At 71.6% G+C, this 21,874-nt stretch carries 17 protein-coding genes; 4 read left to right on the top strand and 13 right to left on the bottom strand.

Translation table 11 applies throughout. From position 1 onward, the window contains the following. Positions 1 to 126: 126 nt before the first annotated feature. The 3 genes from ntrC to glnA all read right to left on the bottom strand — a co-directional run bounded on the left by ntrC (position 127) and on the right by glnA (position 4,196). Positions 127 to 1,560 (bottom strand): nitrogen regulation protein NR(I), encoded by a 1,434-nt coding sequence (ntrC, locus tag K5L01_RS14175; RefSeq protein ID WP_250065258.1) that lies wholly within the window; start codon positions 1,558 to 1,560, stop codon positions 127 to 129. After that, positions 1,553 to 2,608 carry a two-component system sensor histidine kinase NtrB gene (locus tag K5L01_RS14170; RefSeq protein WP_250065257.1) on the bottom strand — a complete coding sequence of 352 codons (1,056 nt, stop codon included), beginning with the start codon at positions 2,606 to 2,608 and terminating at the stop codon, positions 1,553 to 1,555. Before K5L01_RS14170 ends, ntrC begins: the two co-directional genes overlap by 8 nt. A gap of 178 nt (positions 2,609 to 2,786) precedes the next feature. Continuing rightward, complete coding sequence (glnA, locus tag K5L01_RS14165) at positions 2,787 to 4,196, bottom strand: type I glutamate--ammonia ligase (protein ID WP_250065256.1); 1,410 nt, start codon at positions 4,194 to 4,196, stop codon at positions 2,787 to 2,789. Between the two features lie 209 nt (positions 4,197 to 4,405). Here glnA and K5L01_RS14160 point away from each other — a divergent pair, with 209 nt between their 5' ends. Together K5L01_RS14160 and K5L01_RS14155 are read left to right on the top strand one after the other, a co-directional pair. After that, positions 4,406 to 5,200: an undecaprenyl-diphosphate phosphatase gene (locus tag K5L01_RS14160; RefSeq protein WP_250065255.1), complete on the top strand. Its 795-nt coding sequence runs from the start codon at positions 4,406 to 4,408 to the stop codon at positions 5,198 to 5,200. A gap of 85 nt (positions 5,201 to 5,285) precedes the next feature. Continuing rightward, positions 5,286 to 6,098, top strand: coding sequence for an META and DUF4377 domain-containing protein (locus K5L01_RS14155; RefSeq protein WP_250065254.1), 813 nt, complete (start codon positions 5,286 to 5,288; stop codon positions 6,096 to 6,098). Between the two features lie 107 nt (positions 6,099 to 6,205). On the opposite strand, the gene K5L01_RS14150 is transcribed toward K5L01_RS14155, so the two are convergent. The 9 genes from K5L01_RS14150 to K5L01_RS14110 form a co-directional block, all read right to left on the bottom strand. Further along, positions 6,206 to 6,817 (bottom strand): YbhB/YbcL family Raf kinase inhibitor-like protein, encoded by a 612-nt coding sequence (locus tag K5L01_RS14150; protein WP_250065253.1) that lies wholly within the window; start codon positions 6,815 to 6,817, stop codon positions 6,206 to 6,208. A 64-nt stretch (positions 6,818 to 6,881) separates the two neighbouring features. Then, positions 6,882 to 8,951, bottom strand: a complete 2,070-nt coding sequence (locus tag K5L01_RS14145) for a tetratricopeptide repeat protein (RefSeq protein ID WP_250065252.1) — start codon at positions 8,949 to 8,951, stop codon at positions 6,882 to 6,884. Positions 8,952 to 9,033: 82 nt separating this feature from the next. Continuing rightward, positions 9,034 to 10,062, bottom strand: a complete 1,029-nt coding sequence (locus K5L01_RS14140; protein WP_250065343.1) for a YheT family hydrolase — start codon at positions 10,060 to 10,062, stop codon at positions 9,034 to 9,036. A gap of 57 nt (positions 10,063 to 10,119) precedes the next feature. Further along, positions 10,120 to 10,911: a lysophospholipid acyltransferase family protein gene (locus K5L01_RS14135; RefSeq protein WP_250065251.1), complete on the bottom strand. Its 792-nt coding sequence runs from the start codon at positions 10,909 to 10,911 to the stop codon at positions 10,120 to 10,122. 94 nt (positions 10,912 to 11,005) lie between these two features. After that, on the bottom strand, positions 11,006 to 11,428 hold the full coding sequence (locus K5L01_RS14130) for a hotdog fold thioesterase (RefSeq protein WP_250065250.1): 423 nt from the start codon (positions 11,426 to 11,428) through the stop codon (positions 11,006 to 11,008). A 60-nt stretch (positions 11,429 to 11,488) separates the two neighbouring features. Then, on the bottom strand, positions 11,489 to 13,438 hold the full coding sequence (locus K5L01_RS14125; protein WP_250065249.1) for a phospholipase D-like domain-containing protein: 1,950 nt from the start codon (positions 13,436 to 13,438) through the stop codon (positions 11,489 to 11,491). Beyond that, positions 13,435 to 14,004 carry a YceI family protein gene (locus K5L01_RS14120; protein WP_250065248.1) on the bottom strand — a complete coding sequence of 190 codons (570 nt, stop codon included), beginning with the start codon at positions 14,002 to 14,004 and terminating at the stop codon, positions 13,435 to 13,437. Before K5L01_RS14120 ends, K5L01_RS14125 begins: the two co-directional genes overlap by 4 nt. A gap of 4 nt (positions 14,005 to 14,008) precedes the next feature. Next, complete coding sequence (locus K5L01_RS14115; protein ID WP_250065247.1) at positions 14,009 to 14,485, bottom strand: SixA phosphatase family protein; 477 nt, start codon at positions 14,483 to 14,485, stop codon at positions 14,009 to 14,011. A 19-nt stretch (positions 14,486 to 14,504) separates the two neighbouring features. Beyond that, the gene (locus tag K5L01_RS14110) at positions 14,505 to 15,137 is read right to left on the bottom strand and encodes a ParA family protein (protein ID WP_250065246.1); all 633 of its coding nucleotides are present in this window, start codon (positions 15,135 to 15,137) and stop codon (positions 14,505 to 14,507) included. Between the two features lie 122 nt (positions 15,138 to 15,259). Here K5L01_RS14110 and K5L01_RS14105 point away from each other — a divergent pair, with 122 nt between their 5' ends. Further along, the gene (locus K5L01_RS14105) at positions 15,260 to 16,741 is read left to right on the top strand and encodes an AAA family ATPase (RefSeq protein ID WP_250065245.1); all 1,482 of its coding nucleotides are present in this window, start codon (positions 15,260 to 15,262) and stop codon (positions 16,739 to 16,741) included. Positions 16,742 to 16,985: 244 nt separating this feature from the next. Here the strand turns inward: K5L01_RS14105 and K5L01_RS14100 are convergent, their stop codons facing one another. After that, a complete protein-coding gene (locus K5L01_RS14100; protein WP_250065244.1) occupies positions 16,986 to 17,621 on the bottom strand; it encodes a tetratricopeptide repeat protein in 636 nt (211 codons plus the stop codon). Between the two features lie 203 nt (positions 17,622 to 17,824). Here K5L01_RS14100 and K5L01_RS14095 point away from each other — a divergent pair, with 203 nt between their 5' ends. Then, complete coding sequence (locus tag K5L01_RS14095; RefSeq protein WP_250065243.1) at positions 17,825 to 21,415, top strand: indolepyruvate ferredoxin oxidoreductase family protein; 3,591 nt, start codon at positions 17,825 to 17,827, stop codon at positions 21,413 to 21,415. Positions 21,416 to 21,874: the final 459 nt, after the last annotated feature.

Here is a 21,874-nt window from a genome sequence, read left to right as displayed (position 1 = left end):
GTCATGGAAGGCGACGGAATTCGTGCGGCGGCGCCAGGCCGGCCAGCACCGCTGGCCGCGGCGTCCCCTTTCCCCCGGAAACCCGCGCGCCGTCGTCGGATCGCGATGATACAACGGCGGCGGCCGTCAGCTCCTGCGCCCGGGCCCGAGCTTGCGGGTGAGCGTGTTGCGGCCGAGCCCGAGCCGGGCCGCGGCCTCGCCCCGGTGTCCGCCGGTGGCCGCCAGCGCCGCCTCCAGCAAGACCGCATCCAGGCGTTCGCGGGCTTCGGCATGCAGGTCGGAGCCGCCTTCGGCCAGGCGCTCGCGGGCCCAGGCCGCCAATGCCCGATCCCACGCCGGGGGGCCATCGGCCGCGGCTCCGGCGCGCCCGCGACCACCGCGTTCCAGCGCCGCCTGTACATCGTCGGCGGACACGACCTCGGCGGCCGCCAGCGCCGCCAGCCGCCAGCACACGTTCTCCAGCTCGCGCACGTTGCCGGGCCAGGCATGCCGGCGCAGCGCCTGCAGGGCGGCGCTGGACAGCCGCCTGGGCGCCATGTCCAGGCGGACCGCGGCGGCGGCCAGGAAGGTCGCGGCCAGCCTGGCGATATCGTCCAGGCGTTCGCGCAGCGGTGGCAGCCACAGCCGCACCATGTCCAGCCGGTGCAGCAGGTCGGCGCGGAAGCGCCCCTGCGCGACCAGCGCTTCCAGGTCCTGGTGGGTGGCGGTGACCACGCGCACGTCGACGTGGATCAGTTCGCGCCCACCCACCCGGAAGAACTCGCCTTCGGCCAGCACCCGCAGCAGCCGCGTCTGCAGCGGCAGCGGCATGTCGCCGATCTCGTCCAGGAACAGGGTGCCGCCGTGGGCCTGTTCGAAGCGCCCGATGTGGCGCTTGGTGGCCCCGGTGAAGGCGCCGGCCTCGTGCCCGAACAGCTCGCTTTCCAGCAGCTCGGCCGGAATGGCGGCGGTATTGAGGGCGACGAACGGGCCCTGCGCGCGCGGCGATTCGCGGTGCAGCGCATTGGCCACCAGTTCCTTGCCGGTGCCGGTTTCACCGCTGATCCGCACCGACAGCGGCGCCTGCGCCAGCCGCCCGATCGCGCGGAACAGCGCGCGCATCGCCGGGGTGTCGCCGATCAGCTGTGGCGACGCGTCCGCCGCCGCGACCGCCGGGGCCACGTCCACCCGCGCCTCCGGCACCGGCAGGGCGCGCCGCGCCAGTTCCACCGCGTCGTCCAGGTCGAACGGCTTGGACAGGAATTCATGGGCACCGCCCCGGAATGCACCGGCGGTGCTGGCGATGTCGGTATAGGCCGACATCACGATCACCGGCAACTGCGGGTGCGCGGCCTTGAGCGTCTGCAGCAGCGCCAGGCCGTCGTCGCCGGGCATGCGCACGTCGGTGAACAGCAGGTCCGGCAGCGCGCCGCCGGCCAGCGCATCGAGCGTCGCGGCGGCATTGTCGAAGCCCTCGGCGACATAACCGGCGTCGCGCAGCGCGGTGGTGAGCACGAAGCGCACCGCGCGATCGTCGTCGACCACCCAGACCGTCGCGGCCGGCAGCGCACCGTCAGTCATCGTCCACCTCCCCGCCCGTGGCGACCGTCGGCAACGGCAGCAGCAGCGTGAACACGGTATGCCCGGGCCGCGACCGGAAGCTCAGCGTGCCGCGGTGTTCGCGCGCCACCTGCTGCGCCAGCGCCAGGCCGAGCCCGGTGCCCTCGGCGCGGCCACTGACCAGTGGCAGGAACAGGTGCTCGGCCAGGTCGTCGGGTACGCCGCGGCCGTCGTCGGCCACCTCCAGCCGCAGCGTCAGCGGCGCCCGCCCGTCGGCAAGGCGGACGCCGGATTCCACGCGGGTGCGCAGCACGATGCTGGTCGCGCCGGCCTGGATCGCGTTGCGCACCAGGTTGAGCAGGGCCTGGGTCAGGCGGTCGGCGTCGCCGGCGAATTCGGGAATGCTCGGGTCGTAGTCGCGCTGCAGCTGCAGTGCCCAGCCGGCCTCGTTCTCGGCCAGCCGCAGCACCCGCTCGAGCGCGGCATGGACATTGAGCGGCGCATGCGGCCGCTGCGGGACCGGCGACAGCAGTTGTTCGAGGAGCGTGTTGAGGCGCTCGATCTCCGACCCGATCAGTTCGATCAGCTCGCGCTCGGCGGCATCGCGCCCGCCGGCGCGGCGCGCCAGCAGCTGGGCCGCGCCTTTCAGCCCGGCCAGCGGGTTTCGCAGTTCATGGGCCAGGCCCTTGAGGGTGGCGCTGATCGCGCCTGGCAGCACCTGCGCCGGGTCCGGTGCCGGAAACTCGTCCACCGGGTGGGCTTCCAGCAGCCAGCCGCCTTCTTCCCGCGGCGTCAGCCAGCCCTCGGCGAAACGGGGCCGCTGCCCCGGCAGCGCCAGCGCCAGCCGCGGCAGGCGGGCGACCTCGCCGCGGGTCCGGCCAAGCTGGTCGGCCAGCGCCTCGCCCTGGCTCTCCAGCGAGGCCAGCGGCTGCCCCAGCAGCCGCCGCACGCTCACCCCCAGCCAGCGGCAGAATGCCGGGGAGGCGCCCGCGATGCGGCCATCGGCCAGCGTCCACGCCAGCGGCGTGGTCAGCTGTTCCAGCGTAGGGGCGGGGGGCGGCGCGGACATTGCACCAATATAGTGCAAAGCCGCGCCGGACACCGGACGCGGGCGGCGCCTCATCCGGGCCGCCGCCGTCCCCGGCGGGCCATGGCAGCGCGTGCATGCATGGCCCGCCCGGCAAGCGTCCGTGGCGGCCGCGGCCTGCGCCGCGGGACGCCGGTCCCCGATGCGGCGCCTACAGGGTTCAGCTGGCGTAGTACAGCTGGAATTCCAGCGGATGGGTGGAGGCGCGGAAAGCGGTGACCTCCTTCATCTTCAGGGCGATGTAGGCATCGATGAAGTCGTCGCTCATCACGCCACCGGCCTTGAGGAACTCGCGGTCCTTGTCCAGCGCTTCCAGTGCTTGGTCCAGCGACGAGCAGACCTGCGGGATCAGCTTCTCTTCCTCGGGCGGCAGGTCGTACAGGTCCTTGTCGCTGGGCGCCCCCGGATCAATCTGGTTCCGGATGCCGTCCAGGCCGGCCATCATCAGCGCGGTGAAGGTCAGGTAGCCGGACTGGATCGGGTCGGGGAAGCGCATCTCGACGCGGCGCGCCTTCGGGTTGGACACCCAGGGGATGCGGCACGACGCCGAGCGGTTGCGCGCCGAATAGGCCAGCATCACCGGCGCCTCGAAACCGGGCACCAGGCGCTTGTAGCTGTTGGTGCCGGCATTGGTGAAGGCGTTGATGGCGCGGGCATGCTTGAAGATGCCGCCGATGTACCACAGCGCGAGCTGGCTCAGGCCGCCGTAGCCGTCGCCGGAGAACAGGTTCTTGCCCTCCTTGGCCAGCGACTGGTGCACATGCATGCCGCTGCCGTTGTCGCCGACGATCGGCTTGGGCATGAAGGTGGCGGTCTTGCCGTTGCGGTGCGCCACGTTGCGGATGACGTGCTTCATCCGCTGCAGTTCGTCGGCCTTGGTCACCAGCGTGTTGAACTTGGCGCCGATCTCGCACTGGCCGGCATTGCCCACTTCATGGTGGTGCACCTCGACCTCGATCCCCACCTGCGCCAGCACCTTGCACATCTCCGCGCGGATGTCGTGCAGCGAGTCGGTCGGCGGCACCGGGAAATAGCCCCCCTTCACGGTCGGGCGGTAGCCGGTGTTGGTGCCCTCGTAGTGCTTGCCGGTGTTCCAGGCGCCCTCCTCGGAGTTGATCCGGAAGAACGTGTGGCCCATGTCGTTGGCGAACTGCACCGAGTCGAAGATGAAGAATTCCGGCTCGGGGCCGAAGAAGGCCAGGTCGGCGATGCCGGACGACTTCAGGTACGCCTCGGCGCGCTTGGCGATGCCGCGCGGACACCGGCCATAGCCCTGCATGGTGGCCGGGTCGAGCACGTCGCAGGTCAGCACCAGGGTCGGATCGGCGTAGAACGGATCGACATAGGCGCTGGCCGGATCGGGAAGCAGCACCATGTCCGACTCGGCGATGCCCTTCCAGCCGGCCATCGAACTGCCGTCGAACATCTTGCCTTCCTCGAACAGCGACGGCTCGACGATGCTGGCCGGGAAGGTCACATGCTGTTCGATGCCGCGCATGTCGACGAAGCGCAGGTCGATGAATTCGACCTGGTTGTCCTTGATCAGCTTCTCTACGTTTTCCAGGGACATCGGGGGTGGAACCTCGGGTGGGAGTCATGTATGTGCAAGCAAAGGGCATGCCAACGGGATGGGCGGTGCAAGTACCTGTTCTGCAAGGACCTGATGGGAAGACCGCAGGCACATTGCACCAACATGGTGCACATGGCGGCAATCTGCACTGAAACCGTGCAGGCGCGCCGATGCTCTATCCTTTCCCGGTCCCTCTCCCCTGCACGCCCATGTCCGATCCGATTTCCGCCCTGCTGCTCGGCATCCTCGAAGGCCTGACCGAATTCCTGCCCGTCTCCAGCACCGGGCACCTGTTGATCGCCCAGCGCTGGCTCGGCGCGCGCTCGGACTTCTTCAACATCGTCATCCAGGCCGGCGCCATCCTGGCCATCACCCTGGTGTTCCGCCAGCGCCTGTGGTCGCTGGCCACCGGACTGGGCCAACGCGACAACCGCGACTACGTGCTCAAGCTCGGCGCCGCCTTCCTGGTGACCGCGCTGGTCGGACTGCCGGTGCGCCTGGCCGGCTGGCAACTGCCGGAAACCGTGACCCCGGTGGCCTGGGCGCTGCTGATCGGCGGTGTCTGGATGCTGGTGGCCGAACGCCTGGCCGAACGCCTGCCCGACCGCGACACCGTGACCTGGAAGGTCGCCATCGGCGTGGGCCTGGCCCAGGTGGTCGCCGGGGTCTTCCCGGGCACCTCGCGCTCGGCCGCGGCCATCTTCCTGGCCATGCTGCTGGGCCTGAGCCGGCGCGCGGCCGCGACCGAGTTCGTGTTCCTGGTCGGCATTCCCACGATGTTCGCGGCCAGCGCCTATGCGTTCCTGGAGCTGGCCCGCGACGGGCAGCTCGGCGACCAGGCCTGGGGCGACGTCGGCCTCGCCTTCGCCGCGGCGGTCGTTACCGGTTTCGTGGTGGTGAAATGGCTGCTGGGCTACATCAAGCACCACCGCTTCACGGGCTTCGCGGTATACAGGCTGGCCCTGGGCGCGGCACTGCTGCTGTTCTTGCCTGCCGGCAACTGAACACGGGCGGCCGCCGACAACCCCGGCTGCGGCTCCCCTGCGTTCCTGCTCCCGTCCTTTCCCTCTGCCTTCCAAGGAGTACGACATGAAGCGCACCCTGCTGCTGGCCCTGCCCATCGCCCTGATGGCCGCCTGCACCAACACCCCGTCCGCGTCCTCGAATGGAGCCGCGCCCGCGGCCGAGGCCGAGGCCGCCCCGGCCGCGACCATCGACGGCAAGCAGCTCGGCGCCAACCACTGGCTGCTGGAGGCCGCCACCGACAGCGCCGGCAAGCGCATCGACGCGCTGTTCGTGCGTGCCGACAAGCCGATCACGCTGGATTTCGGCGACGGCAGGCTGTCGGTGGACAACGCCTGCAACCGCATGAGCGGCGGCTATTCGCTGTCCGGCGGCGAGATGACCATCTCGCGCATGGCCTCGACCATGATGGCGTGCACCGATCCGGCGGTGATGGCGCTGGACAAGGCCGTGGGCAGCCGCCTGGAAGGCACCCTGAAGGTGCAGCAGCTTGACGGCGCCACGCTCCGCCTCGCCACCGCCTCCGGCGACGTGCTCACCTTCGCCGGCGAGCCGACCGCCGAGACCCGCTACGGCGGCCCGGGCGAAACCGTGTTCCTGGAGGTCGACGCGCAGACCAAGCCCTGTTCGCACCCGCTGATCCGCGACATGCAGTGCCTGCAGGTGCGCGAGGTGCATTACGACGACAAGGGCCTGGAGCAGGGCGAGCGCGGCGCGTACGGCAACTTCTACGACACCATCCAGGGCTACGACCACGAGCCCGGCGTGCGCAACGTGCTGCGGGTCAAGCGGTATACCGTGAAGAACCCGCCGGCCGACGCTTCCTCGCGCGCCTATGTGCTGGACATGGTGGTCGGCTCGGAGTCGGTGGGGCAGTAAGAGCGCCCCCGCCGGACCCCCGAAGTGATGGATACGACGAAGGGCGCCGCGAGGCGCCCTTCGTCGTATCCACCGGCACGCGTCCCGCCGCGCACCGGCCCCGTGGCTCAGCCCAGGGCCGGGTTGAGCGTGTAGGTCCCGTGCACCGCCGCTTCGGCGAGCACATGGCCCTGCATGGCACGCTGCACGTCGGCCGCGGTGAAGTCGCCGTTCACCGCCAGCCGTTCCACGTCCAGCGCGAACAGGCGGAAGAAGTACCGGTGCACGCGCGCGTCGTTGAAAGGCGGGTATGGACCGTCATAGCCGCGGTAGCTGCCGGCCATGTCGGCATTGCCGGCGAACCAGGCGGTGTAGTCGTTCAGCCCCTGGCGTGCGCCGGCGGGACCGGCCAGCCGCGGCTTGCCGCGCGGACTGAAGCCCTCGCTGCAGCTGCCGGCGGCGATCTCGCGCAGGGATGCCGGGATGTCCACCATGACCCAGTGGATGAAGTCGCAGCGCGGCTGGTCCAGCGGAACCGTCACGTCGTCGCGGCCGACCAGCTCGGGGACGGTCGGCACGTCCGGATCCACGCAGATCAACGCGAACGAGCGCGTGCCCTCGGGGACCCCGCTCCAGGCCAGCTGCGGGTTGCGGTTGGCGGCGAAGCCGGTGCTGTCGCCGGCGGCGAACTCAACCGGGATCGGCTGACCGTTGTCGAAGCTCTGGCTGCTCACTTTCATTGTCTTCTCCTGTTGGAACGTGCCGGCCGGGGCCGGCCCCGGCCACTGCGCGCGGACCGCCTGCTCAGGCGTCGGGATAGCCCAGCCGCACCGCGACCGGCGTCAGGTGGGCGAATTCGGCGGACAGCACCTGCGCATACCGGCGCCAGTGCCCGGCCGGCAGGGTACCCGGGCCGAGGCTGGACACCGGCGGGAACCGCAGGCCGAACGCTTCTTCCAGCAGGCCGCCCATGGCCGCCGGATCGTTGACCGCGTCGTCGATGCGCAGGATCAGGTGGGTATAGAGGTCCTGCTCGTGCAGCTCGGCCACCTGCTCCAGTGCCCGCGCCAGCCAGCGGGCGGCCTCGTCGGCCGACGTCACCGCCAGCGGCGCCGGCGCTCCCAGCGCCAGCCACTCCAGCAGCATGTCGCGGGGGTCGCGGACCGCCACCACCAGGCGCCCTTCCGGCAGCGCCGGACGCAGTGCCCAGAGCAGCGCGTTGTCCCACCACAGCAGCCAGTCGATCACATTGCCGTCGTCGATGCCGCGCGCCGGCAGGCCGTCGCGCCACTGCTGCACGAACTGTCCGGGGCTGAGCGTATCGTTGGCCAGGCGCTGCAGGGTATGGAAGTTCTGGAAGGCATCGGCCGGCGGCGTCGGCCCGAAGCGGTCGCCACGCAGCACCTGGCTGCCGGCCGCCATCACCGTGACCACCCGCTCCACTCCCGAACCCGGCGCGCCCCAGACGAACAGCGGGCGCAGCGGATTGTCCGCCGCCACCTCGCCCATCGGCGGCCATTCGGCCGGTGCCTTGGCCTGCGGGGGCAGCGGCAGGCGCGACGGCGCCAGCTCGCCATGCAGCCGCAGCCAGGTCGCCAGCGCCGCGGCCGGTTCGCCGGCGCGGTCCTGGACCGCCCCCAGCCACACCCGCAGCTCCGGGTGGGCGGCGTCCGGGGCGGCGTCGATCAGGGCCTGCACATGCGCGACGGCGTCCAGCGGCGCGCGCGCCAGCAGCGCCTCGACGATGCGCTGTTCGCCGCTCACACGGCCCGGCTCCAGCGCCACGATGCGCCGCGCCACCGCTTCGGCGGCGGCGGCGTCCTCGTTCATGTCGTGCAGGCGCATGCGCGCCTCCAGCGCCGGCAGGTGATCGGGCATCGCCGCCAGCCAGCGCTCGACCACCTCGACCGCCTCGGCGCTGCCCACCGGCGCCACCGCCAGCCGCGCCAGCCACAGGTCGTGCAGCTGGGCCTGCGCCGCCAGCGCCTCGTCCAATGCGCTGCGCGCCTCGTCCTCGCGGCCCAGGCGCTGCCAGGCGACCAGCAGCAGCTGCAGCGTGGCGCGGTCGCCCGGCAGCTGCGCCAGCAGCGGACGCAGGTAGTCCAGCGCCTGCAGCGGCTGCCCGGAGGCCAGCTCCAGTTCGCCGGCCAGCCGGCGCATGCCCGGGGTGTCGCCGTCGGGCATGGCCAGTACCTCGCGCAGGGTCTCGGCGGCACGGTCGGCGTGGCCCTGGCGCAGCGCCAGCTGCACGAGCAGGCCGCGCAGGGCCGGGTTGGCCGGATTGAGTTCGACCACGCGGCGGAACGCCTGCTCGGCGAACGCCAGCAGGTCCTTGGCCAGGTAGGCGAAGCCCAGCGCATAGAGCAGGCGCGGATCGTTGGGCAGCCGCTGGCTGGCCGCCGAGAGGACCGCCAGCGCGCGGTCGGCATCGCCGCGGCGCAGCGCGACCATGCCCTCGATGGCGCCCAGCTCGGGGCTGTCCGGCTCCACCCGCGCGGCCATGCGGCCCAGGCGCTCGGCTTCGTCGATGTCCTCGCGCCCCAGCGCCAGGTGCGCCTGCATCAGGTAGGCGGCGAACTCGTTGGGGTTGAGCGCGGTGGTCCGCTGCAGCGCCTGGCCGGCATCGTCGATGCGGCGCTGCGCCAGCAGCAGGCCGGCATGCTGCAGGTGCAGGGCGGCATCGTCGGGCGCCAGCGCCAGCGCCTGCTCGATGCAGGCCTGCGCGGCGTCGGCGTCGCCGTGCTGCTGCAGGGCCAGGGCCAGCCAGCGGTGGGCCTGCGGTTGCTGCGGCTCGGCGGCGACCCATTGCCGCGCCGCCGCGATGGCCTCGTCGCTGGCGTTGCGGCGCAGGGCTTCGATGATGGTGTCTTGCATGGTGGTCCAGCGTAAGCGCAAAACGCCATTGTAGCCGCCGTACCGCCGGCCGCTCCTGCGGCCCGGCGGCGGCCACCGTCGGCTACAGCGGCAGCGCGACCCCGACGGGCTCCGGCAACGGCGCCGCGCCGACCGCGGACGCCAGCCGCTGCGCCACCCAGCGCTCGGAGAAGCCGTCGCCGCGCAGGTTCTCGATGAAACCGCAGTGGCCGCCCCAGCGGGCGATCTCCAGCCGCGCGGTCGTCGGCAGCCGCCACTGGCGGAAGGACACGAAGGGGATCACCGGATCGTCGCTGGCCATGAGGATGTCGGCCGGCACCTGCAGGCCCGCCATGCGCGTGCCGGCGATGGAATAGCCCTCGAAATAGTCCTGCAGCGACGCGAACCCGGTATGCCGCTCGACCAGCCAGCCGGTCAGTGCGCGGATGCCCTGCGACAGCACCGTGTCGTCGCAGTCGGCCAGCGCGGGGAAGATCGCGCGCTTGCGCCGCAGCGAGGCGGTCCATTTGCGGCGGAAGTACCAGTCGTACATCGCCGGGCCGCGCTCGATGCTCTCCATGGTCAGGGCCGGATCCAGCACCGGGCAGACCGAGGCCACGTGGTGCAGCGGCACCCCGGCGGCCGGTGCGTGCAGCGCCAGGCGCAGCACGAAGTTGCCGCCCAGCGAATAGCCCGCGGCCACCAGCGGCAGGCCGGGGAAGCGGCGGGCGATGTCGCCGGCGGCATGCACCACTTCCTCGATGCGGCAGGAGTGGAAGATGCCGGGATTGAGGTGGTGGGTGTTGCCGTGGTCGCGGAAGTTCAGCCGGACCACGTCGAACCCCCGTTCGAGCATGCGCGCGGCGGTCATGCGCATGTAGCTGGATTCGGTACTGCCTTCCCAGCCGTGCAGCAGCAAGGCCAGACCGACCGGGGCATGGCCCGGCAGGCGGCTGTGCAGCGCCTGCAGGCGCACGCCGTCGCCCCCGTCCAGCAACAGCTCGCTGTCGACGGCGCCACTGGCGGCCAGCAACCGCCGCCCGCGGCGCAGGCGTACGCCGCTGGAGGCCAGCATCGACTGCAGGTGCGGGTTGCGCAGCCACCGGGGTGGCCGGTAGTGGTCGGCGCTCAGCATGGCGCTCATGGTGCGGCCCGGCCGCGGGACGAGGCGTGAACCACCGCCACCGCCCTATGCCCCGTCCATCACCGCCACGATGCGCGCGCGCGAGGTCTCGGCGATGCGCCGGCGGCCCTCCAGATCGTGGCTGCCGACCGGCTCCAGGAAATGCACCTCGGCGCGCCGTGCCGGCTCGCCCAGCAGGCGCAGGAAATTGCCGAAGAAACTCTCGCCGGGCGCGAACGCGACCTGGGCCTGGGCGTCGCCGGCCACGCCGTAGCGCAGCGCCACCGGCTGCACCGGCACGCCGGTCTCGACCGCGGCCTGGAAGATCCGCGCATGGAACGGACCGACCTCGCCGCCGCCGCGGGTACGGCCTTCCGGGAACACCGCCACCGGCCGTCCTTCACGCAGCCGCTTGGCCATTTCCTCCATCACCCCGCCCAGCGACTCGGTATTGCCGCGCTGGTGGTAGATGGTGTGGCCGCGGGTTGCCAGCCAGCCCACCAGCGGCCAGCCGGCGATCTCGCGCTTGGCGACGAAGCCGACCATCTTCTGGCTGTGGATCATGCTGATGTCGACCCAGCCGACATGGTTGGCGACGAACAGCACCGCACCGGGCAACGGCTGCCCGAAGCGCTGCAGGCGGAACCCGAAGATCCACATCAGGCCACCGGACCAGCCGCGCACCACCCGGTGTTCCAGCGGGTCGCCGGGCGCGCCGATGCGGCCGAACGGCGGTGCCATCAGCAGCAGGGTCAGCGGCAGCAGGACCACGACATGGAGCAGCAGCAGCGGAACGCGGTACAGATAGCGGAAGGCACGCGCCACGCTGCCCTGGCGGGCGGAACGGGGGGAAGTCATCCGCGAACGATACCGGATGGCGTCCGGCTTCCGCCAGCGTGGCGCGGGCGGCCGGGCGCCGGCGGGGCCGTGCCCGGGCCGGGACCCGCCGGGATCAGGCGGCCGGGACCACCGCCAGGGTCAGCCGCGAGACGCACACCGGCTTGCCCGCCTCGTTCTCGATGCGGATCTCCCAGACCTGGGTGGTGCGACCCACATGCAGCGCGCGCGCGGTGCCGGTGACCACGCCCCCGCGCACCGCGCGCAGGTGGTTGGCGTTGATCTCCAGGCCGACGCAGACCTGCCGGGCGGTATCCACGCACAGGTTGCCGGCGCTGCTGCCCAGCGTCTCGGCCAGCACCACGGAGGCGCCGCCATGCAGCAGTCCATAGGGCTGGCGCGTGCGCGGGTCCACCGGCATCGTCGCCTGCAGCCAGTCGTCGCCGGCCGCGGTGAAGACGATGCCGAGATGGTCGATCAGGGTGCCCTGGCTGAGGCGGTTCAGTTCGTCCAGGGAAACGGGAGCGCGGAAGATCATCGGGGGGCGGCCTGTGGCGGAAACACCCCCAAGTCTACGCGGGCCGCCCGTCGCGGCCGTCTAGAGGATCGGCACCAGGCCGGCGCCGAACGCGGTGAGCATGCGCACCAGCAGCCACTTCGGCCCGACGTCGACCTCCGGGAAGTCCCCCACCGGCACGTAGCACTCGCGGAACCGTGCGGCATGCCGGGTCAGCGGGTGCGGACACCCCGGCCCCGGCTGGAAGGCGTAGTTGGTGGCGTACCGCCACGGCCACAGGTCGAGGATCGGCAACGCCTCCGAGGCCTTGCCCAGGCTGTAGTTCAGGCCGGACAGGACCGGCGCCTTCTGCCGCGGCGCCACCACCCAGGCATTGTCCGGATGGGTATCGCGCAGGATGCTCTGCGCCAGCCGCTCGGCGAACACCGGGTCGTCGATGATCACCACGCCCTCGGTGTTGTAGTTCTCGCTGCGCGGATCGAAGTTGTGGGTGCCGATGACGCCGATGCGGCGGTCCACCACCAGCGACTTGGCATGCAGGCCCATGCGCGCGCCGCGGCGGGTCACCGGCAGCGGCCGATTCACCGCCCGCGTGCCCAGCAGCGAGGGACGGGTCTCGGTGCGCAGCACCTCGCGCTCGACCTCGCTGCCGTCGTCGCCGCGGCGGCCAGGGCGGCTGCCGGGCGCGCGGCTGCCGGACACCGTCGCCCCGCTCGGGCGCGGCACCGCCGGCGGGCCCTCGGTCCATGCCGGCGAGAACAGGTTGGCCGGCGCCACCGGCGGATCGGTCGGGAACGGCTTGTACTCGTAGATGTCGAAGCCCAGCGCCCGCAGGTTGCGGCGCTTGTACTTGTAGGCCATGGCATAGACGATCGGGTTGTCGGTCGCCGCCAGGCTGTTGGTGGAAACCACCACCCGTGGCGGCCCGTCGCCGGCGCGCAGGTCCTCGAACAGTTTCCGTGCCGGCTTGGACAGCACCAGGTAGGGCGTCTGCAGCAGCACCTCCGACCGCGCCCCGGCGATGAGCCGGTCCAGCGACGGCTCGGTCGCCGCCGGCCCCGGGTCGCGGCGGTGCTTGCGCGGCAGGTCGGCGACATAGGCCACCGAGCGCACCGGCAGCGCGGGCGCGACGAAGGCCTCGGCGACGAACTGCGGATCGGCCGCCTCGACCGCGGCGCGCACCACCCGCTCCGGCCGCAGGAAGTTGGCCGGCGGCAGCGGCGGCACGCCGTGGCGGAGCAGGGTGCGGCCGACGTCGTTGAGGCGTTCCGCCGGCACGCTGCGGCGCGCCTCCCAGAAGGCCTGGAAATTGGCCGCCATCTCGCGCACCTCCGGGCCGGCCACGACCACGTCGCGGTCGCGGAAGTTGTATTCGCGGTCCCAGTCGTAATAGTCGTCCTGGTAGTTGCGGCCACCGACGATGCCGACCACGCCGTCGATCACCAGCAGCTTGTTGTGCATGCGCTGGTTGAAGCGGCGGAAGCAGCACAGCACGCTGCCGGCGTAGTCGAAGTAGTTGAGCTTGGCCTTGCCGAAGGTCGGGTTGTAGATGCGCAGCTGGAAGTTGGCATGGGCGCCGGACAGCGCGCCGAGCATCTCCAGGTCGGAGATCGCCGAGAGCTGGTCGATCAGCAGGCGGACCTCGACGCCGCGCCGCGCCGCCTCCAGCAGCGCGTCGATCACCATCCGCGCGCTGTCGTCGGTATCGAAAATGTAGGTCTGCAGGTCGATGCTGCGGGTGGCGCTGCGGATCAGGTTCAGGCGCGCCACCAGCGACAGTTCGCCCTCGTCGAGGATGGTGGCGTAGTGCCGCGGCGCGCCGGCGGCCTCGGACTCGGCGATCGCCTGCCCGCCCAGCGCGCGCAGCGGCGAATCCAGCGCGCAGCGGTCGGCGCGGTCGCAGTCCAGCGCGGTCGAACGCGCCGCCACCGCGATGCCCTGGGCACGGTCGCGCTGCTGCGGCGACAGCGAGGCGCAGCCCCCGGCCAGCAGCAGGGTGCCGAGCGCCAGCAGGCGCACCAGCGGATTCACGGCAGGGGGGCGCCGGTCAGGCGCGTACGCAGGATGAAAGTCACACGATCGCTCAGGGCAAACTGCCAACTGTCCATGCCGTAGCGACCGCGCTGGATCGTCCCTCGGCTGACAAGGTCGCAATCATAGCCGGGGGAGGCGCATTCAGGCTCCTGCAGGTGCAGGACTTCGCGACGGCTGACGCCGCGGATGGTCAGCCGCCCGCGGACGTCGCCCCCCTGGCCGACGATCTCCGGCGCATAGGGGTCGGATTCGAACTCGACCAGCGGATGGCGCTGCACGTCGAAGAACTCTTCCCCGCGCATCCAGCCGGTATAGCGCGGCTTGCCGGGAATCTCGACGTACTCGGCGAACATCCGCAGGCGCACCTGGTGGCGCCCGTCCGGCAGGACCGTGATCCAGCCGTCGAAGCGCGGGAACTCGCCCTCGATCTTCTGCCCGAAACGGGTGCGGATCTCGAAACCAAAACGCGAATGGGTGGTATCGAACTGCAGCGGCTGCGCGGCCGAGGCCACGCCTGCCGCCGACAGCAGTGTCAGCCACAGGCCGCCGCGCCACGACCGCATGGGCTCAGGGCCACCAGAATGCCGCAAGGCGGGCGACGCCCGGCTCGATGGCCCCCTCCATCGGCAAGGACAGCACCGCCACCGAGGCGGTCGGCATGCCGCGGTAGTCGCCCGACTGGCCGCTGTGCATCAGGGCCAGCAGCCGTTCCATGCCCGGGTTGTGGCCGACCAGCAGCAGCCGCTCCACGTCGCGGTGTTCGTCGACCAGCGCCGCCAGCGTGCCCGGCATGGCTTCGTAGATCCGCTCCTCCAGCCGCTGTTCGACATAGCCGGTCAGCGACAGCACGGCCTCCAGGGTCTCGCGCGCGCGCCGCGCCGGCGAGCACAGCACCCGGTCCGGCACCAGCCGCTGCTCCAGCAGCCAGCGGCCGGCCGCCTCGGCCTCGGCCAGGCCATGCGGGGACAGCGGACGGTCGATGTCCGGCAGGTCGTTCTCGGACGGCTCGGCATGGGCATGCCGCAACAGGATCAATTCACGCATGATGGACGGGTACTCCGGATCAGACCTTCTTCAACCATTTCATGAGCGGCTCCCAGTCCTGCTGGTGCTCGCGGACCTGTGCCGAGTGGTAGTCGAACAGGCTGCGGCCGAGGCCGACCATGACCACGTAGCTCTGGCTGTCGCGCAGCTGCGCGACGACCTCGTAGGGCCACTGCGACAGCATCTGCCGGGCCTGCTGCGAGGTCTGCGTCCAGGCCTTGGTGCGGTTGAGCACCAGGCCGACCGGCAGGGCCCGCGAATGCACCCGCGCGACCTTGGCCAGGCTGTTCAGGAAGCCGACGATCGCCTCGATGTCCAGTGCCGAGGGCAGCACCGGCACCACCACCGCATCGGCGGCGTCCAGGAAGTGTTCCAGGTCGTCGGCATAGGCGCCGGCGGGCGCATCGATGATCAGCTGCTCGACCCCGTCGGGGATCAGCTTCTCCCACTTCTTCTTGCGGTACACGTCCACCGGCAGGACCGCGCTGTCCAGGACCGAGCGGCGCTGCGCCCAGCGGGTGCTGGACCCCTGCGGGTCCGCATCGGCGATCACCGTCGCCTTGCCGGCCAGCGCCGACTGCGCCGCCAGGTGGGTGGCGATGGTGGTCTTGCCGACACCGCCCTTGGAGCCGGCCACCAGGATCGTCTTCATGCACGCCTCGTTTCCGCTGAGCCTTTCCGCAGCGTACACCGCGACACGGCGCCAGAGGTAGTCGCAGGGTGATGAAACACCGTCCCGCTGCGTTATCGTGTCAGCCCCCGGCCGGAGCCCCCATGAGCGAACTGCAGGACCTGACCGCGCTGATCCGCGCCAACACGCCGCTGATCGTCATCGAGACCCCGGACGAAGCGCGGGTCGTGGACCTGTTCCGGCAGGCGCTGATGCACGTGTGGCGGGCGCTGTACCGCTGGTCGATCACCGAGGGGCTGCGCCGCATCGACATGGACCGCGAGGACGAAGCGGTCGGCCCGCCCGATGCCAGTTCGGCGCTGCGCATGATCCAGGCCGCCGAACAGCGCGGCATCTACCTGCTGCTCGATTTCCATCCCTACCTCGGCTACGCCAGCCACCAGCGCCTGCTGCGCGACATCATCCAGCGCCGCCACAGCCAACCGCACGTGCTGGTGCTGGTCGGCCCCAGGGTGGAGCTGCCGGCCGAGCTGGAGGCGCTGGCCACCCGCTTCAACCCGCGCCTGCCCGACGCCAATGCGCTGCTGAAGATGCTGCGCGAGGAGGCGGCGGCCTACGCCGGCGAGAACGGCGGACGCCGCGTGGAGGTGGACCAGGACGTGGTGCGGCAGATCCTGCGCAACCTGCAGGGACTGAGCCTGCCCGATGCGCGCCGCATCGCCCGCCAGCTGATCTACAGCGACGGCGCGCTGCGCGCCGACGACCTGCCGCAGCTGGCGAAGCTGAAGTTCGAGCTGCTCAACCGCAGCGGGCACCTGCACTACGACTACGACAGCGCGCGCTTCGGCGACGTGGCCGGCGCGGCCCGGCTCAAGCGCTGGATCGAGCAGCGCCGCGCGGTGTTCGTCGCCGGCGACGCGCCGCCCGGGCTGGACCCGCCACGCGGCATGCTGCTGCTCGGCGTGCAGGGCTGCGGCAAGTCGATGCTGGCCAAGGCCACCGCCGCCGGCTTCGGCGTGCCGCTGCTGCGGCTGGACGTCGGCACGCTCTACAACAAGTACCACGGCGAGACCGAGAACAACCTGCGCCAGGCGCTGGCCTCGGCCGAGCAGCTGGCGCCGTGCGTGCTGTGGATCGACGAGATCGAGAAGGGCCTGGCCAGCAGCGGCGAGGACGGCGGCGTCTCGCGGCGGGTGCTGGGCTACCTGCTGACCTGGATGGCCGAGCGCAAGGCACCGGTGTTCATCGTCGCCACCGCCAACCAGGTGCACGAGCTGCCGGCCGAACTGCTGCGCAAGGGCCGCTTCGACGAGATCTTCTTCGTCGACCTGCCGTCGCCGGACACCCGCGTGGACCTGCTGCGCCTGCACCTGGGCAAGCGCGGGCTGGATGCCGGCGGCTTCGCCCTGCCCGCGCTGGCAGCCGCGGCCGAGGGGTTTTCCGGCGCCGAGATCGAGCAGGCGGTGGTCGCCGGCCTGTACGCCGCGCATGCCGAACGCAGGCCGCTGGACACCGACCTGCTGATGGCCGAGATCCGCACCACGCGGCCGCTGTCGGTACTGATGGCCGAACAGGTGCAGGCGCTGCGCGACTGGGCGCGCGGGCGCACGGTCGCGGCCGACTGAGCCACGCCGCGCTCAGCGCCGGGGCGGCTCGCCGCAAGCCGTCAGGATGACCCGCAGGGCAACGCTCTTGCCGCCCTTCATCATCGAGGACCCGGTGGCCGGCGCCACCTGGGCAGCCCTGCGGCAGGACAGCGTCCGGGCCCCGCTGGCACGGAAGGGCGCCGGTGCCCCCACGGGCCGCCTGCCGCCACGCGGGGTGCGCCCGGCCGGCGGAACCGCGCGCCGACCGCAGGACGACACGGACTCAGGGCCAGGCCGGCGGATCCGCGGCCCAGGCCTGCTGCACTTCGGCCAGCCGCGCGCGTTCCTCGTCCTTCCACGACGGCAACAGCTGCGGGAAGCGGGCCGGGTCGTTCCACAGGTCCGGCTCGGTGCGCACCGCGGCCGCATACCACTGCACCGCCTCGTCCCTGCGGCCCAGCGCCCACAGCGCCAGCGCCAGGGTCGGCGGCGCCCAGTCGACATTGCCGCGGGCGGCCTGCGCCGCCTGGCTCCACTGCTGCAGGGCCGATTCCACGTCGCCGTGGCGGTAGAAGCTCCAGCCCAGGTTCCAGCGGATGCCGCGCGCCAGCTGCGAATTGGCGGCCACCGCCGCCAGCGCTTCCCGGTAGAGCTTGTCGGCCAGCTCGGTACGGCCTTCGGCGGAGGCGATGCCGGCAAGCTGGGCCGTGGCTTCCACCGCCTTCCGGCCGCGCTCGCGCAGCTTCATCAGCTGATCGACCACATCCTGCTGCTCCGGCGGCAGGACCTGGATGGGCCGTGCCGCCGCATCCTCCTCGAAATAGAACTCGGCGATCCGCGGCACCCCCTGCGCCCACGCCACCGAACAGAACAGGCCCGCCAGCAGCAGACCGCCGAGCACGCCTTTCGTCACTCGCATTCGTGCAATCCCCATTGTTCACGTTCCAGCAAGGGGCCGATCCTAACCGCTCCCCCGACGGGCCGCGACCCCGGTTGCCCGCGGCGGGCCGGGCCCGGCGGCGGCCGGCGGGCGTCGAAACCGTCGCTGTTACAATCCCCGGCCGCCCGCCAGCCACGCCGTGGCATGGAGGGGGTGCCAGCCGTTCTCGCAATGGGCCAGCCATGACCAGTACCGCCGAACCCACCTCGCCCGCCGCCGCCAACGATCCGCTGACCGGGGTACGCGACCGCGACTACGGGCTGGACCACAAGTACACCCGCACCGACGGCCGCATCTACCTGAGCGGCGTGCAGGCGCTGGTACGGCTGCCGTTGATGCAGCAGCTGCGCGACACCGCGGCCGGGCTGAACACCGGCGGCTTCGTCAGCGGCTACCGCGGTTCGCCGCTGGGTGGCCTCGACCTGGAACTGTGGCGCGCGCGCCGGCACCTGGAGGCGGCGCGGGTGAAGTTCGTGCCCGGGCTCAACGAGGACCTGGGCGCGACCATGGTCTGGGGCACCCAGCAGACCAACCTGTTCCCCGGCGCCACTGTCGATGGCGTGTTCGGCATGTGGTACGGCAAGGGCCCCGGCGTCGACCGCTGCGGGGACGTGTTCAAGCACGGCAACGCCGCCGGCACGTCCCGGCACGGCGGTGTGCTGGCGCTGGCCGCCGACGACCATGCCTGCCGCAGCTCGACCCTGCCGCACGGCAGCGAGGACGAGTTCGTCAGCGCGATGATGCCGGTGCTGAACCCGGCCGGGGTGCAGGACATCCTCGACATGGGCCTGCTCGGCTGGGCCATGAGCCGCTATACCGGGCGCTGGATCGGCTTCAAGACCATCGCCGAGACCGTGGAATCCTCGGCCTCGGTGGAGGTGGACCCGTTCGCGCGGCGGATCGTCCTGCCCGAGGATTTCCAGATGCCGCCCGACGGCCTCAACATCCGCTGGCCGGACCCGCCGCTGGAGCAGGAGATGCGCCTGCACCGCTATGCGGTGACGGCGGCCCAGGCATTCGCGCGGGCCAACGGCCTCGACCGGGTGGTGATGGATTCGCCGCACGCGCGGCTGGGCATCGTCACCACCGGCAAGAGCTACCTCGACGTGCTGCAGGCGCTGGAGTACCTGGGCCTGGACGCGCGCTCCTGCGCCGACATCGGCATCCGCGTCTACAAGGTCGGCATGACCTGGCCGCTGGAACCGCAGGGCATCGCCGCCTTCGCGCGCGGGCTGGAAGACATCCTCGTGGTGGAGGAGAAGAAGGCCTTCATCGAGCGGCAGATGAAGGAATACTTCTACAACTGGCCGGCCGGCTGGGGGCCGCGCCCGTCGATCGTCGGCAAGTACGACGAGCAGGACCAGTGGATCCTGCCGTCCACCGGCGAGCTGACGCCGGCGACCATCGCCGGCGTCATCGGCCGCCGGATCCAGCGGTTCCCGTCGCCGTCGAGCGGTTTCACCGAATCGATCGCGCAGCGCCTGCACTGGATGGAGGAGAAGGAAGCCGAGATGGCCCGGCCCCGGGCGCTGTTTCCGCGCGTGCCGCACTACTGCTCCGGCTGCCCGCACAACACCTCGACCCGGGTGCCCGAGGGGTCGCGCGCGATGGCCGGCATCGGCTGCCACTACATGGTCACCTGGATGGACCGCGCCACCGACACCTTCACCCACATGGGCGGCGAGGGCGTCACCTGGGCCGGGCAGGCCGCGTTCACCGACACCGAGCACGTGTTCCAGAACCTCGGCGACGGCACCTACTTCCACAGCGGCTCGCTGGCGATCCGCCAGGCCATCGCCGCCGGCGTCAACATCACCTACAAGATCCTCTACAACGATGCGGTGGCGATGACCGGCGGGCAGCCGGTGGACGGCACCCTGACGGTGCCGCAGATCGCCCACCAGATGCGTTCGGAAGGCGTGTACACCATCGTGCTGCTGTCCGACGACATCGCCAAGTGGAAGGCGCGCCGCCACGAGTTCCCGTCCGACGTGGAATTCCACGACCGCGCCGAGCTGGACGCCGTGCAGCGGCAGCTGCGCACGGTGAAGGGCACCAGCATCCTGATCTACGAGCAGACCTGCGCCACCGAGAAGCGCCGCCGCCGCAAGCGCGGCAAGACCGCCGACCCGGCCAAGCGCACCCTGATCAACTCACTGGTCTGCGAAGGCTGCGGCGACTGCGGTGAAAAGAGCTTCTGCGTGTCGGTGCTGCCGAAGGAAACCGAGTTCGGGCGCAAGCGCGACATCGACCAGTCCAACTGCAACAAGGACTTCTCCTGCACCACCGGCTTCTGCCCGAGCTTCGTGACCGTGCACGGCGGGCAGTTGCGCAAGGGCCCCCGGAGCGGGGCCGCCGGGCTGCTCGACGACCTGCCGGCGCCGACCTTCCGCAGCGACCTGGCAGAGCCCTGGAACATCCTGATCACCGGCGTCGGCGGCACCGGCGTGGTCACCATCGGCGCCCTGCTCGGCATGGCCGGCCACCTGGAGGGCAAGGGCGCCAGCGTGCTCGACCAGACCGGGCTGGCGCAGAAGGGCGGCGCGGTCACCACCCACATCCGCATCGCCCGCACGCCGTCCGACATCCACGCGGTGCGCATCGCCGCCGGGGAGGCCGACCTGGTGCTGGGCTGCGACATGGTCGTGGTCAACGACTACTGGGCGCTGTCCAAGGTCCGCGGCGAGCGCTCGCACGTGGTGCTCAACACCTACGAGGCGATGCCCGGCACGTTCACCACCCAGCCGGACATGCAGTTCCCCGCGACCGACATCATCGCCGGCGTGCGGCTGGCGCTGGGCGGCCGCGAGCCCATCCTGCTCGACGCCACCCAGCTCGCCACCGCGCTGCTGGGCGATGCGATCGCCGCCAACCTGTTCATCCTCGGCTTCGCCTGGCAGCAGGGGCTGGTGCCGCTGTCGCTGGAAGCATTGATGCGGGCGGTGGAACTCAACGGCGCCGCGGTGGCGATGAACCAGCGCGCGTTCGCCTGGGGCCGGCTGGCCGCGGTCGACCCGGAGGCGGTACGCCGGGCCGCGGCCGGCACCCCCGCGCCCGTCGCGGAGGCCGACGATGCCGATCCCTCGCCGCTGGACGATACCCGGCTGTCGCAGTCGCTGGACGAGCTGATCGCCCGCCGCGCCGCCTTCCTCACCGACTACCAGGATGCCGCCTACGCCGGCCGCTACCGTGCACTGGTGGAAACGGTGCGCGACGGCGAACAGCGCGCCGTCCCCGGCAGCACCGCGCTGACCGAGGCGGTGGCGCGCTACTTCTTCAAGCTGATGGCCTACAAGGACGAGTACGAGGTGGCCCGCCTGTACACCCGTGGCGACTTCCTCAAGCGCGTGCGGCAGCAGTTCGAGGGCGACTACCAGGTCCGCTTCCACCTGGCGCCGCCGCTGTTCGCCCGGCGCGACGCGCAGGGCCAGCTGCAGAAGAAGGAGTACGGCCCGTGGATGTTCCGGGCCTTCGGCCTGCTGGCCAGGCTCAAGGGCCTGCGCGGCGGGCGCTTCGACGTCTTCGGCTACACCGCGGAGCGCCGCGGCGAACGGCAGCTGATCGCCGATTACGAGAAGACCGTGCAGGAACTGCTGGGCACGCTCGACGCCGGCCGGCTGGCGCTGGCGCTGGACATCGCCCGCATCCCCGAGCACATCCGCGGCTACGGCCACGTCAAGGAAGCGCACCTGCACGAGGCCAAGGCCCGCGAAGCGGCGCTGCTGGCGACGTGGCGCAACCCGAAGGCCCTGCACATCGTGCAGATGGCGTGACACCCGGCGTCGCGGTGGGCTTCGCCGGCCCGCCGCGACCAAGCACGTCCGCGCCTGCCGGTGATCCGGTACGCGGCGGCCGCGGCCGGGCTTCTCCCAGCGGACGCGGGAGGACGGCACCCCGGACTATCGCTTGAACGCGGCGCTGAAACCGCCGGTGCGCGCGTCGCCGGCGATGGCCGCGGCGACGTCCACCGGGACGCCCTGGCGCCGCCGTGCCTGGCGGGCGCGCTCCAGCCGCGGCCGGCGCTGATCGCAGGCGATGCGCTGGCCGTGGCACCGCTGGACAGCGCGTTGCAGGTCGACCGCATGGGTGCCGAGCCGCGCGCCATCCGGTTGATGCCCAGGGCCCCGGCTTCGCCACTCTCCAGCCATTGCCGAAAGCGCGATACGCGGCGCTGCAGGGGGCGCCCAGCGGCCGCCCACCACCGGCACCGGACAGGGCCCGCGGCCCGTCGA

Origin of the sequence: Stenotrophomonas mori, from assembly GCF_023556335.1 — a bacterium.
GTDB classification, from domain to species: Bacteria; Pseudomonadota; Gammaproteobacteria; order Xanthomonadales; family Xanthomonadaceae; genus Stenotrophomonas; species Stenotrophomonas mori.
This window is presented reverse-complemented; position numbering and strand designations above follow the sequence as displayed.

Bases quoted from the DNA above. Each gene is read 5' to 3' on its own strand.
- ntrC (WP_250065258.1), bottom strand. From the start codon at position 1,560: ATGACTGACGGTGCGCTGCCGGCCGCGACGGTCTGGGTGGTCGACGAC.
- K5L01_RS14170 (WP_250065257.1), bottom strand. From the start codon at position 2,608: ATGTCCGCGCCGCCCCCCGCCCCTACGCTGGAACAGCTGACCACGCCG.
- glnA (WP_250065256.1), bottom strand. From the start codon at position 4,196: ATGTCCCTGGAAAACGTAGAGAAGCTGATCAAGGACAACCAGGTCGAA.
- K5L01_RS14160 (WP_250065255.1), top strand. From the start codon at position 4,406: ATGTCCGATCCGATTTCCGCCCTGCTGCTCGGCATCCTCGAAGGCCTG.
- K5L01_RS14155 (WP_250065254.1), top strand. From the start codon at position 5,286: ATGAAGCGCACCCTGCTGCTGGCCCTGCCCATCGCCCTGATGGCCGCC.
- K5L01_RS14150 (WP_250065253.1), bottom strand. From the start codon at position 6,817: ATGAAAGTGAGCAGCCAGAGCTTCGACAACGGTCAGCCGATCCCGGTT.
- K5L01_RS14145 (WP_250065252.1), bottom strand. From the start codon at position 8,951: ATGCAAGACACCATCATCGAAGCCCTGCGCCGCAACGCCAGCGACGAG.
- K5L01_RS14135 (WP_250065251.1), bottom strand. From the start codon at position 10,911: ATGACTTCCCCCCGTTCCGCCCGCCAGGGCAGCGTGGCGCGTGCCTTC.
- K5L01_RS14130 (WP_250065250.1), bottom strand. From the start codon at position 11,428: ATGATCTTCCGCGCTCCCGTTTCCCTGGACGAACTGAACCGCCTCAGC.
- K5L01_RS14120 (WP_250065248.1), bottom strand. From the start codon at position 14,004: ATGCGGTCGTGGCGCGGCGGCCTGTGGCTGACACTGCTGTCGGCGGCA.
- K5L01_RS14115 (WP_250065247.1), bottom strand. From the start codon at position 14,485: ATGCGTGAATTGATCCTGTTGCGGCATGCCCATGCCGAGCCGTCCGAG.
- K5L01_RS14110 (WP_250065246.1), bottom strand. From the start codon at position 15,137: ATGAAGACGATCCTGGTGGCCGGCTCCAAGGGCGGTGTCGGCAAGACC.
- K5L01_RS14105 (WP_250065245.1), top strand. From the start codon at position 15,260: ATGAGCGAACTGCAGGACCTGACCGCGCTGATCCGCGCCAACACGCCG.
- K5L01_RS14100 (WP_250065244.1), bottom strand. From the start codon at position 17,621: ATGCGAGTGACGAAAGGCGTGCTCGGCGGTCTGCTGCTGGCGGGCCTG.
- K5L01_RS14095 (WP_250065243.1), top strand. From the start codon at position 17,825: ATGACCAGTACCGCCGAACCCACCTCGCCCGCCGCCGCCAACGATCCG.